This window comes from Neobacillus soli NBRC 102451, assembly GCF_001591665.1.
Taxonomy (GTDB): domain Bacteria; phylum Bacillota; class Bacilli; order Bacillales; family Cytobacillaceae; genus Neobacillus; species Neobacillus soli.
The window spans coordinates 147,172-160,055 of record NZ_BCVI01000006.1 but is presented as its reverse complement, the minus strand read 5'-3'; the positions used below and the strand labels follow the sequence as shown (position 1 = coordinate 160,055).

At 41.2% G+C, this 12,884-nt stretch carries 12 protein-coding genes; 1 reads left to right on the top strand and 11 read right to left on the bottom strand.

Features of this window, described 5'->3' with window-relative positions; translation table 11 throughout:
- Positions 1-255 precede the first annotated feature (255 nt).
- Positions 256-681 carry a hypothetical protein gene (locus BSO02S_RS03285; RefSeq protein WP_066062376.1) on the top strand — a complete coding sequence of 142 codons (426 nt, stop codon included), beginning with the start codon at positions 256-258 and terminating at the stop codon, positions 679-681.
- A 171-nt stretch (positions 682-852) separates the two neighbouring features.
- On the opposite strand, the gene BSO02S_RS03280 is transcribed toward BSO02S_RS03285, so the two are convergent.
- From BSO02S_RS03280 to BSO02S_RS03230, 11 genes are all read right to left on the bottom strand, one after another.
- A complete protein-coding gene (locus BSO02S_RS03280; RefSeq protein WP_066062373.1) occupies positions 853-2,025 on the bottom strand; it encodes an SAM-dependent methyltransferase in 1,173 nt (390 codons plus the stop codon).
- Positions 2,026-2,430: 405 nt separating this feature from the next.
- Positions 2,431-3,414, bottom strand: a complete 984-nt coding sequence (locus BSO02S_RS03275; RefSeq protein WP_066062369.1) for a proline dehydrogenase family protein — start codon at positions 3,412-3,414, stop codon at positions 2,431-2,433.
- A 128-nt stretch (positions 3,415-3,542) separates the two neighbouring features.
- Positions 3,543-3,998 (bottom strand): hypothetical protein, encoded by a 456-nt coding sequence (locus BSO02S_RS03270; protein ID WP_235846850.1) that lies wholly within the window; start codon positions 3,996-3,998, stop codon positions 3,543-3,545.
- A 391-nt stretch (positions 3,999-4,389) separates the two neighbouring features.
- Positions 4,390-5,079 (bottom strand): respiratory nitrate reductase subunit gamma, encoded by a 690-nt coding sequence (gene narI / locus BSO02S_RS03265; protein ID WP_066062363.1) that lies wholly within the window; start codon positions 5,077-5,079, stop codon positions 4,390-4,392.
- Positions 5,080-5,193: 114 nt separating this feature from the next.
- Complete coding sequence (gene narJ / locus BSO02S_RS03260) at positions 5,194-5,796, bottom strand: nitrate reductase molybdenum cofactor assembly chaperone (RefSeq protein ID WP_066062360.1); 603 nt, start codon at positions 5,794-5,796, stop codon at positions 5,194-5,196.
- Positions 5,793-7,295, bottom strand: coding sequence for a nitrate reductase subunit beta (narH, locus tag BSO02S_RS03255; RefSeq protein WP_066062356.1), 1,503 nt, complete (start codon positions 7,293-7,295; stop codon positions 5,793-5,795). Before narH ends, narJ begins: the two co-directional genes overlap by 4 nt.
- Positions 7,285-10,965 (bottom strand): nitrate reductase subunit alpha, encoded by a 3,681-nt coding sequence (locus BSO02S_RS03250; protein WP_066062353.1) that lies wholly within the window; start codon positions 10,963-10,965, stop codon positions 7,285-7,287. The genes narH and BSO02S_RS03250 overlap by 11 nt, the downstream gene beginning before the upstream one ends.
- Positions 10,955-11,242, bottom strand: coding sequence for a hypothetical protein (locus BSO02S_RS03245; RefSeq protein ID WP_066062350.1), 288 nt, complete (start codon positions 11,240-11,242; stop codon positions 10,955-10,957). The genes BSO02S_RS03250 and BSO02S_RS03245 overlap by 11 nt, the downstream gene beginning before the upstream one ends.
- A gap of 18 nt (positions 11,243-11,260) precedes the next feature.
- Positions 11,261-11,572 (bottom strand): hypothetical protein, encoded by a 312-nt coding sequence (locus BSO02S_RS03240; RefSeq protein ID WP_066062347.1) that lies wholly within the window; start codon positions 11,570-11,572, stop codon positions 11,261-11,263.
- A 41-nt stretch (positions 11,573-11,613) separates the two neighbouring features.
- On the bottom strand, positions 11,614-12,036 hold the full coding sequence (locus BSO02S_RS03235; RefSeq protein ID WP_066062345.1) for a hemerythrin domain-containing protein: 423 nt from the start codon (positions 12,034-12,036) through the stop codon (positions 11,614-11,616).
- 238 nt (positions 12,037-12,274) lie between these two features.
- Entirely contained in the window at positions 12,275-12,877 is a 603-nt protein-coding gene (locus BSO02S_RS03230) for a nucleotidyltransferase family protein (protein ID WP_066062342.1), read from the bottom strand.
- Between the last annotated feature and the right edge of the window lie 7 nt (positions 12,878-12,884).

The following is a 12,884-nucleotide window of genomic DNA, read 5'->3' as shown; positions in this document are numbered from 1 at the left end:
GATTAATAGTTTACAAGATGATAAAATTGGTATTTTAATAGTTAAGTTTTTAAAAATCGACAAATATCTACAATAACCGAGCATGACCATCCAACTCGAACTAAAGTATGTTATAATGTATATAAAGGGAAATGACATGTTAATCGCTTCGTATCGGCCCGATTATCAAAAGGTTTTAATTGTTCTGTCTCACCGTAAATTGACCATAGATCCATTGGCTATTGTAAGAAATTAATTGTAGGAAAGGTGTTATAAATGGAAAATTCGATTGAAACTGTTTATTTCTTAGAAAACCCGGAGAAGGATATTATTAAATTTGCAACCGGCACTCAGCTGCGCTATGAGGATGTCGTTAAAGAGGTCTTTGGCGTGGCAAGCATTAATGATTTACACATGATGCTCCAGTATAACAAGAGTTTTCAAAATAGCATTTGTCATTGCCATGGAATTAGTGAAAAGAATATCACCTTGGATAGAATCATTCGGATTGCTTCTAAAATGGATTTACTTCGATTTAAACAACAGCTTATGGATCAAAAAAGAATGCATTTGGATGAAGAACCCCTTGAAGAAGATCTCTCCATTACACGCCCTTTTGATTCCATAATAAAACTGCAAGAAGGAATATTCCAATGGGATGATGCCGATTATTCCTATAATGCAGTAACAACGGGTGCCTGACACCTTTGTGGTTAATTAACCAACAAAGGCTGGGTGCCTTTTTTTTTGCAGTTATTAAGGTGTCAGGCACCGTCTAATCGTTTGGATGGTGCAAAGTTAAAATTAAATAAAAAGGTGTCAGGCACCATTCATTGAATGGTGCCTGACACCTTTAACAAGTGCCGTACTATTTTAAATATACAAGTATTCACGTGTCCAAGGGATGGAGTCATTTGTTCCCTTCGTAAAAATAAATTGACTAAGGTCAATATTCCCTGTTTGAAAGGAAGCGGAACAAGCATTTAAATATAATCGCCACATTCGGATAAAACGCTCATCTTTTGTCTTCCTAACTTCTTCCAGTACATTTTCAAAATTCTCCGACCAAATATCGAGCGTTTTTGCATAATGTCTGCGTAAGCTTTCAAGATCGGTTAAATAGAACTTGTTTTCGCTTATTTGATTGACGAGTTCGCCAACAGCAGGAATGTATCCACCTGGAAAAATATACTTGTCAATCCAAGCATTTGAAGCACCTTCCGTTGGCGAAGTAATGGTGTGAAGAACAGATAGTCCCCCGTCTACAAGCAATTCATTTACTTTATGAAAATACTCAGGTAAGTGGTCATGACCAACATGTTCCAACATTCCTACGCTTACAATTCGATCAAACTTTTTCTTATTCAATTCACGATAGTCAATTAATTGCACTTCCACAGAATCAGTTAATTGTTCTTCTTTAATCCGCTCGTTTACACGTGCATACTGCTCCTCGGATAGCGTGATACCTGTTGCTTTCACTCCATAGCGTTTGGCTGCAGTAATAATTAATTCCCCCCACCCGCAGCCGATGTCTAATAACGTTTGCCCTTCATGAAGGTTCAACTTTTTAAGAATATGGGCTACTTTATTTTGCTGGGCCGTTTTAAGAGAATCATGCGGCGTTTTAAAATAACCACAGGAATAGGTCATCGTTTCGTCAAGCCATAATTTGTAAAAGTCATTGCCAATATCATAATGAAATGCGACGTTTTCTTTACTTCGCTTGCTAGTATTCGAGATTTTTTTCAAAAGCTGGGCAGTGAACTTGCTATTTCCTAAAAAGCCCTCCTTGCTTTGGTACATTGAGGTGAGTACTTCCTTGAGGTCGCCCTCTACATCAATAATCCCATCCATATATGCCTCTCCAAAGGCTATTGACGGATTTTGAAGCAATTCTGCTTTTGGGATGATATCTCGAAAAATGAGTTTGAAATCTGGTTCTCCATCACCGTACTGAACCGTCTCTCCATCCCAAAATGCGATTTCAACTGGATTTGAAAAAGTATTTTTTAGCAATGTTTTATAAAAGATTTTATCCATCATTTTTAAACACCTCTAAGTAATAATATTTGGAACTTTTCCCTAAATTAAACCCGGAAATTAACCGATAATTTCTATCGTTTAAATAGGATATGAAGATAAAAAAATAAGTTCAATCATTCCATGCCTAATTAAATTGCCAATAAATCTTCCCTTAATTAGGTTTAATTCCAAACCATTTCGCCTTACGAAATAAAAATACTTAATTATTCTATACCAGATAACTTAGAGTTACAAATATTTGAACTTGAAGTGTTTGGACACAAGGGACTATCCTAATGTGCAATTGACAAGAGGCAGATATAAGGGGGATACACATAATGTCATAATTTACGCACATTATGTTAGGTTTTACCAAAAAGCCTCCCATTTGCTTAAATGGGAGGCTTTTTACAGCGTTATAGATAATTATTTACGTTTTTTCTTGTTGGCATTTGATATTCTTCCTAATAAAAATGCCCCTGCTGCTACGCCAATGATGGTGTTTGTTTTTTTGTTAAAAACCTGTTTAGCAACAAGATTTAAATTTTGCGGCCTTTCGGCAAGACGTCGCATGAAATAACCATACCAGTCGTTGCCGAAAGGCACGTAGGTACAGAAGTTGAAGCCTTCGCTTGCCAGCTGTAATTGAAGTTCTTTTCTAAAACCATACAGCATTTGAAATTCAAATTTATCATTAGGGATATCGTGCTTTTTAACAAATTCCTTCATATGGCTGATAATTCTATGGTCATGTGTGGCAATTGATGTGAATTTCCCGTTTAATAAATGCCATTCGGTAATCTTAATAAAGTTTGCATCAATATCCTTCTTATCAAGGTAGGCAATATCTTCTGACTCTTTATAGGCGCCTTTTACAATCCGGATACGAAAATTTTTATATTTTTCAAGGTATTCTTGTGCTTGATGGAAATAAGACTGAATAACGGTACCAACATTTTCATATTCAAGCGAAAGCTCGTCTAATAGTTCAAAGGTTGCCTGCAAATGGCTGTAATCTTCCATGTCGAAATTAACAAAAATACCATATTTGTTGGCAGTATCGACGATTTCTCTTAGGTTGCTCAAACAAAAATCATATTCAATATCCAACCCCAATTGGGTCGGTTTTAATGAAATATGTGCATCTACTTTATGCTCATGAATCGCTTCAATCACCTTAAGAATTTGCTCTTTTGCTTCTGCCGCCTCCTCTTTTTTAAAGACGAACTCCCCTAAGTTATCGACAGTACAAGAGATCCCTTGGGCATTTAGCTCTTTAATACTTTTGATTACTTCTGGTATATTTGTACCGGCAACGACAGTTTGTGCCCCCATTTTTAATCCATACTTTTTAGCTGCACTATTAAGAAATTGATTTTGGGATAAGCCTATAAAAATATCTTTCAACATAGCCATTACTCCTTGACGGTAGTTTTCTTATTACCATTATAGCATACGCTTTCATTAATATTTATTTTGCGAATTTTCCAACATAATGTGCCTGACACCCCTATAAGGAGCAAACGATAGGCAGGTTTTTAAACAAGATCCACTTTTTGAATACCCTGAATGCCCTGCTGATTTAATAAGGCCGTTATTTGTTCAAGGTGGACAAGGTTTTCTACCACAATGAACTCGGGTTGAAATTGCTTTTTTTTCCTATTGATAGACAACTTATAGGCATTGTTCACACGCGAATTAAGTCCGTATAATGAATGCCAGCGGACTATTTTTTCAATTTCATAAGACTTTAATTGATTGGAAGAATAGAATTTTCCATTAAGGATGATTCCTTTTGGTAGAATAAACAAATTACCACGATGCCGAACCGCACTAATAATCACAAAAAACAAATAGGCCACACTGAAAAAGGAAGATTCTACCCACTCGGTCGCAACAACAATTACCAATAGGATTGTCAACAATACTAGCGCCGCTGCAGTCCCCCATTTGACAAACTGATAAGACTTCGTATTTTTTGTGAGCGCCCCCATTTCTTTCCATTCTGTTGGCAGTAGAATGCCAGCAAACTCACTTTCATTTTTAGGAAAAAGTGCCTCTTTAGAGATTTCAGCTGCTTTCTTTAAATTCCATCGATAGCGAATTAGATAACAGACACTAACGATGAAAATGACGGTAAAGACAATATTATACAGAATCCTTAATCACTCCTTAATTATGAGAAAATACAATAGTTTTGAAGCATTTCCCGGTGCAAATGATTACTAATACCATTCTACACCTTCTTTCCGTTTTCCTTTAAAAATTTTCAAATAGTAATCCCCCAACTTCCAAAAGTAAAAAAATCAAAAAAACAAACAGCCATAAAGCGTTGGCTGTTTGTTCCTTACATTCGACAAAATTCGGGGTGTGCCAGGCACTGGTTTAGCTCTTGTCATACCCGTTTCGAGAGCGATATTGCTGTGGTGCTCGGGTGGGATAGCGTGCCGGAAAACTAAACATATGAATCATTTGGGTAAATGGAATGGATGCAAAAAAGAAAAAGGACAAGACGACATGGACCTTAAATAGGGGTGGTATCCCTAACATCAAGTTAGATAGCGGCTGGAATGTGAATATACTCCGAAACCATGGCCCAATTGTTAATCGATACTCATAGGCAACAACGGTGGTACTAAAGATTAGGGTCATATATGTACCTAACGCCGCAATAATGAGTAATAATCCAATCGTGAAATAATCAGCAAAGGTGGTATGCACACGTACTTTCGGAAACGATAACTTACGTGCAATCATGACAACTAGGCCAAAGACAACCATCAGTCCCGCAACTCCACCACCGGCAATCGCACCAAAATGATAGAAATGTTCATTAATGCCGAGCGCCTCATATACTCCAATTGGAATCAAGACACCCATTACATGACCAATAAACGCAAAAATAATTCCATAATGAAAGATAACTGATCCCATACGGAGCCACTTTTTCTCAAAAATTTCCGTTGATGGCGCATACAAGCTTTTTCCTCGAAAAATAAAGCGGTAAAATGCCCCGACAATCAAAATGGCACCGCAAATATATGGAAAAATGGTCCACCAAAAAATTTGTTCCATTTTAAACCTCCTTTGTAAACAAGCTTAAAATTGACAGCGTTCCCTAGTTTTATTTCCGGATACTAATTGAGGCAGTCCGTAGAATGCAATCTCACCCTATCCAGCCCTAATACACTATTGGTACATCATCGGGTATGGCAGTTCCTCCCAATCAGCTTCTTCCCGTTCGTTTTCCAACAGGGCAATTTCCTCTTTTCCAGGTGCCTGAAAGACAAATCTCATCAATAAATCAATGGCTTTATAATAGGGGTTGCCACTCGACAGGTTGTTCAGGAGCCGGTGAATAGCAAAAGCCAGGCGGCGGGAAAGTCTGATAAAATTTTCTTCCTCAGGTGCCACCGCCAATAGCTCTAATAACATCGGGATATAATCTGCCAATTCCCTCCCTTCATACTCAAAGCCGCCCTCACAAATGAGCTTCTGTAATTTAACCAAGGCGGCGCCGCGCTTACGACTGTCCCCCAGTTCATGTGCGGTTAAATAAAGACTTGTTTGTTCCTTATAATCGAAGGTTTCCACATATAGTTCTTGGAGGTTCTTGCGCCCCATTTCATACAGGGGCTGAATTCCCTCTAATAAATCTTTCTGAATCGTTTCCGAGGCAATGTTTTCATTTATGAATTCTTGAATCACGGATTGCTCTTCGAAAAATTCGTCATTTGGATATTCCAAAATCCGGGACATAGTTACTAAAAGGGCAGCGGATTCATTCGTCATTGATTTTCACTTCTTTCAAATGGATAGGTGACCATTCCTTCCGCTGGTGCTAATTCTTCAATACTGCACGCCCCTTGCTTATAATGTAAATCCTCAACCATTTCTCGCCTTCCAGTTGGGATAACGAACCGTTCATTATATTTGGCAACAGCAAGCAAGCGTGCCATATCTTCCAACTCTTCCGGTGTCGTTTTCGCTTCTTCTAATAGCTTGCTAATTTTCAGCTTATCGGCTCCACCAACCGTCTTTTCACGCATATGAACACGCATCGCCGCCATTTTTAACAACACTCGGCGGATGACATCGGTATCGTCTGCAGCTAACAGGGAAGCTAAGTACTCCATCGGGATTCTCATTTGATCGACAGCCGGTATATAGCCATCAGCCGTTAACTCCTGCTCATTCGTAATATGATTCATGATTGGGCTAAGCGGCGGTACATACCAAACCATCGGCAAGGTCCGATATTCTGGATGGAGCGGCAGCGCAATTTTCCACTTCATCGCCATCTTATAAACAGGCGAGCTTTGAGCACTTTCAATCCAGCTATGATTAATGCCCTGTTTTTGGGCCTCTTCAATCACCTCTGGGTCAAATGGATCTAAAAAGACGGAAAGCTGTGCTTCATACAAATCTTTTGGATCTTCAACAGAGGCAGCCTCTTTCACCCTGTCGGCATCATATAAAACTACACCGATATAACGAATCCGCCCCACACAGGTTTCCGAACAAATCGTCGGCAGGCCGGCTTCAGTTCGTGGATAACAGAAATTACATTTCTCGGCCTTATGTGTGTTCCAATTGTAGTACACCTTATGATAAGGGCAGCCATTCATACAGAAACGCCAGCCCCGGCAAGCGTCCTGGTCAACAAGGACAATCCCGTCCTCGTCCCGTTTATATAAAGCACCAGAAGGACATGAGGCCACACAGGATGGATTGAGACAGTGCTCACAAATTCGCGGCAAATACATCATGAACGTTTTTTCATATTCCATCGCAATGTGTTCCTGAAGCTTTTGGACATTGGGGTCCATAGGAACGATTTCGCTTCCGCCTGCTAAATCATCATCCCAGTTAGGGCCCCATTCAGGTTTATCAATATACTTGCCCGTGATCATCGATATAGGCCGGGCCACAGGTAAATGTTCCTTCTTTGGGCTCTGATGTAAATGTTGAAAATCATACGTCCATGGTTCGTAAAAATCGTCCATTTCAGCCATATTAGGATTGTAAAAAATATTCGCAAGCTTTGAGATTGGTCCGCCCGCCCGTAAATGCAATTTGCCATTCCTCATTACCCAGCCGCCCTTGTAACGGTCGGTATTTTCCCATTCCTTCGGGTAACCCGGCCCTGGACGTGTCTCGACATTGTTATACCAGACATACTCCATGCCCGGGCGGTTTGTCCAAACATTTTTACAGGTGACAGAACATGTATGACAGCCAATACATTTATCAAGGTGCATGACCATTGCTACTTGTGCCTTAATTTTCAAGCCAATCGACCTCCTTTAATGGTCGGACAATTGCCAATGTGTCCCGCTGGCTGCCTGTTGGTCCATAATAATTAAATCCATAGCTTAGTTGTGAGTAACCACCAATCATATGGGTTGCTTTCGGATAAATCCTTGTCACACTGTTATGTGTTCCGCCCCGTGTTTTATTAATCGTATTTCCCGGTACGCCCATTGTTCGATCTTGGGCATGGTGCATGTATACGGCCCCGCGCGGCATCCGGTACGTGAGAACGGCCCTTGCCACAACAACACCATTTCGGTTATAAAGCTCAATCCAGTCATTATCCTTTATACCGATTTCCGCGCCATCTTGTTCATTCATCCAAACAACCTGCCAGCCACGGAACAACTGAATCATATTGGTCGTATCCGTAAACATCGTATGAATGCCCCACTTTTGGTGCGGCGTCATATAACGAAGCGTAATCGATTTTCCGCCTTCCCCTATTTCTTTTTCACCTTTAATAAATGGCCCCTTTGAAATAGGCGGAATATACAAGGGAAGACCCTCGCCATAATCAAGCATAACCTCATGATCGAGATAAAAGCTTTGCCGTCCTGTCAGTGTATGCCAGGGAATATAGTATTCCTTATTAACGGTAAACGGCGAATACCGGCGGTTATCATTCTCAAGACCGCTCCAGACCGGTGTTGATATCGCCGGACGCGGTTGAATCGTTAATGCATCAAGCGTATAATCCTCTTCCTCCCGTCCTTCTGAAATATAGCTGAGTTTTTTTCCTGTCTTTTCTTCCATTGACTTCCAGCCTTCAACCGCCCGTTTCCCATTTGTGGCACCGGACATGAGCAGGATGGCATTAATGGCCTGTTTATCGGAAAATAAATCAGGATAGCCTTTGCCGATTCCCTCATGCTTGGAAGTCCCAAGCCGGCTGAGCAATTCCTTGTATACCTTATCTCCCGGTATGCGAACACCCTTTGTCCCATAGCCGTTTTTAATATTCGGTCCGACCGTGATCCACATATCATAGACATGAGGATAATCCCGTTTCAAAATCGTGAAGTTAGGCATGGTTTTTCCAGGAATCGCTTCTACTTCCCCTTTGCGCCAGTCCATCACTTTTCCCAAGGGCTGGGCAATTTCATTAATCGTGTCATGGGCCAGCGGTGACAGGATCAAGTCTTCTTGTGCCGGAAGATGGTCCTTGGCAAGTTCTGAAAAAACCTTGGCAATTTCTCTGAAGGCATCCCAATCACTCCTTGTATCCCACGGCGGGTTAATCGCTGCATTAAAAGGATGCACAAACGGATGCAAATCCGTGCTGCTGATATCATGTTTTTCATACCAGGTTGCAGCAGGCAGGATAATATCAGAGAACAGGCCTGAGCTGGTCATTCGGAAATCCATACTCACAAAAAGGTCCGTTTTCCCTTCCGGCGGCTTTTCAGAAATATTCACATCCTTCGGCTGCCAGGAGTTTTCAACATCCGATAGGACCGAATCCGAGGAGCCAATTAAATGCTTCACAAAATACTCATGACCCTTCCCGCTGTCGCCCAGCAAATTCGAACGCCAGTTAAAAAACACACGCGGAAAGTTTCGCGAGTCATTAGGATTTTCAATCGCGAAATCAAGCTTTCCTTCAGACATCTGTTTCGCTACATCTGCAATCAATGCCTTGTCGTCACTGGTCCGAGCCCGAGCCTCCCTCATGACCTCTAAGGAATTTTGCGATAGCTGCGGAAAACTTGGCAGCCAGCCTAGCCGCGCTGAAAGGGCATTAAAGTCAGCAGGATGCATTTTTGCATATTGACTTCCCCAGTCTGTTTGTGAATCATCAAAATCATATTCATAGCGGAATTGTTCCGTTGCAAAATAAAAGAACGACGTCCCATTCATAAAACGGGGTGATTTTACCCAGTCATTCGCAAAGGCGATTTGCGAAAATCCTTCCAATGGGCGCACCTTTTCTTGTCCTACATAATGGGCCCAGCCGCCGCCATTCACTCCTTGAGAACCGGTTAATAAAATAAGGTTTAAAATGGAACGATAGATTTGATCACTGTGGAACCAGTGATTTGTGCCGCCGCCCATCGCAATCATCGATTTACCCTTTGTCCGGGCCGCGTTATCAGCAAATTCCCTTGCCACCTGGATTACGTGTGCCTTATTCACTCCCGTAATACTTTCCTGCCATGCTGGTGTATACGGCTTATTTACATCGTCATAATCTGCTGGATAATCGCCCGGAAGGCCTCTGTTTATCCCAGTATGGGCCAGCATCAAATCATAGACGGTGGTAATGGTCAGTTCATTACCGGATTGATCCTTCATACGCTTAACAGGAACACCTCGTTCGCTTTTCCCGCCCTCTTTTTCAGCGAAATAAGGGAATTCAACCATCACTACATCATCTTTTTCATCTAACAGGCTCAACTTTGGATTAATTTCCGAGCCATCTTCAGCAGTCAAATCGAGATTCCACTGATTCCCTTCGTCCCATCTAAATCCTTGACTGCCATTTGGGATGGCAAAATTTTTGAGTTTGTCATCCCAGACAACGGTTTTCCAATCACCTAATTTATCCTGCTCAGCAATATCCGAGGCCCGCAAAAAGCGGTCGGAACGATAGCTGCCATCCTTTTTATTTAAAAGGACAAGAAAGGGCAGGTCCGTGTATTGTTTTGCATAATCACTAAAATAAGGCGTCTCTTTATCGACATAAAATTCCTTTAATATGACATGTGTCATTGCCATTGCAAGTGCCCCATCTGTTCCAGCTTTGGCAGGCAGCCACATATCCGCAAATTTATCGTATTCCGCATAGTCGGGGCTAACACCCACTATCTTCGTTCCGTTATAACGGGATTCCACCATAAAGTGGGCATCCGGTGTTCTCGTTTGCGGGATATTCGTTCCCCAAATGATGAAGTATTTGGAATTGTACCAATCGCCACTTTCCGGAACATCGGTCTGATCACCCCATACTTGCGGGGAAGCGGGCGGTAAATCAGCATACCAATCATAAAAGCTTAAAATCGTCCCGCCTATTAATGATAAAAACCTAGTCCCGCCGGCATAACTAACCATCGACATCGCGGGAATCGGACTAAAACCAACCACGCGGTCTGGTCCATATTTTTTTATCGTATAAATGGTCGAGGCGGCGATCATTTGACAGACTTCCTTCCACGACCCTCTGACAAATCCGCCTTTACCGCGGGCTTTCACATATTGTTCACGCTTTTTCGGATCTGTAACAATATTTTCCCACGCTTGAACTGGGTTTGCAGCCCTTGTTAGTTCATCCTTCCATAACGCAAACAAATCACCGCGGACATATGGATACTTCACTCGAGTTGGACTATATGTATACCAGGAAAAGCTGGCACCGCGGGGACATCCTCTCGGTTCATATTCAGGGAAATTATCTCCCGTTGACGGATAATCCGTTTGCTGGGTTTCCCAAGCGATAATGCCATCCTTCACATGAATTTTCCAGCTGCAGGAACCTGTACAGTTGACACCATGTGTCGAACGAACAACTTTATCATGCTGCCAGCGTCTTCGGTAAACCTCCTCCCAATTTCGAGGGCCGGGATTTTCTTCGGTCCAGCCATCGTTAATACGTTCACCGCGTACTAAATGCTTCAGTGAATGGAGCAGGTTATTTTTTTTAGACTGCATTAGAGCCACCCCTTCCCTTTAGAATATTTGCCAATGGGTTAAATTCTTCACCCAAAAGTCGAAATGAATCTTTCCCGGTCTGAAATTCCTCCACAAAGATATCCCAATTTGGGGCATTTGCAGCAACAAGAATAAGGCGCTGCAACATGTTCATATCATCTATATCATAGATTTGCTGGATCATTTCTCCAGGGTTGTCCCCAAATCGCATTCTGAGTATGGCAATTAAGTCCTCCCGATCATCGACAAGCAAGGAATCATTTTCAAATGAAAACAATGGGTCGTTCAGCTCCTTCTATAATTTGATCATTTTATAGTAATCTGAAATTAACTGTGTTTTACATTTCTCCGCTATTTCTTCAAAAAAAAGAACCACCTCTTCATCCGGGTTACTAGCTTGTTCAAAGCTGACGGTTGTTGTCACAGTCTGTGAAAAAGATTGAGAAAAACGCAAAATAATCTCATAGCCATCTTCACTTTTTACAACAGTCCCATGGATATCAAACGGATGGATATTATAGCGCGAAAATGTTTCGACCATTTTCTTATATAAGGCGGGTGCAGCAAAACGTAATAGTTTTTCCTCAATTACATATTTTCCACTCACTTTACTCCCACTTCCTTAATTACCTAAATTTTCCTAGGTTATCATTTGCCATTTGCGAGAAGTTTATTCATTTCATCTTCATTATGGATCAAATCAATGATGACAAGACTGTCTAATAAAGTAACTATTTCCATATTTGGTTCCTGTGTTTGTAATCTATCTTTTATGTTGTCTACAATCCGGCGCATCAAATCATGGTCCCGTGTCAACTGGATAACAGTATGTAAGAGGTCTGGATGTTCATTAATGATATCCTTATACAATCCTTCCTCTTCCTCTTCCGCATGTTTCAGCGTCCGTGTTTCCCAATGTTCGATGGTTACCTCTAAAACTTGTAATGCCTTGTCCGTTTCTCCATCTTCCAGGCATTTACGAAATATATCTCTCAACTCTAATGCCTCATTTAGCGATGCTTCATGGATGGACGAATGCGCATCGGTTTTTCTTAAGCTCGGACCAGACATGTCCGTTCACTCCTTTCATCCCACATTACCAAATAGGTAAAGGTAAATATTACCTTACTCGTATCCTATGCACTATTGGAAAATTAAATTTAATTATCGTTATAATCCTTTCCCTAAATTTTCCCTTGGTAAACGTTTAAGAATGCTATTTGACCAAAATGTAAAACAAAAAAGTGTCAGGCACCATCCATGAAAATGGATGGTGCCTGACACCGCTTGCCTCCTTTATGAATCTTCCTTAATGCCGCTTTAATAAATGGCAATAATCGTCGATGGTATCAATATCAGAAGGATAGTTATTCTTGCTTCTATAGAAAAGAACATTTTCCAAGTTTGATTGAATAATATGTTTTCCGCCCTGATCACCCTTAAGTTGACTTAGTTCCGAAAAGAAGGATTTTGAAAAAAGAATCGGATGACCTATTTTCCCGTCAGCATAGTTCGTTTGAATAATAAGCTTTTCTTTATGTAAGGAGGCTTCTTGTAAGTAAACTTTTCGAACCTGTTCAATATCGTCAGAATTTAGCTCAGGCTGGTCCGCTAATAAAATGATAACGGCATCCGCAGTTACTGGCACTGACCGTACCGCAAGTGCTAGACTGCCTCCCATTCCCAATCCTGGATTGTTATTACGTACAATTTGGCAGCCGTTTTTACTTGCAATTTCTAAACGTTTTGTTTCATCGGCGGGTAAAACGCAAATAACTCCAGTTAATGGTACTTGTGACGTCTTCATTAAGATATGCTCAAGGAGCGGCTGATCCTTCCAAGAGAGAAGAAGCTTTTGGCTTCCCATTCGTTTGGAAAGACCGCTCGCCAATACGATTCCATAAATATTCACGAAGACC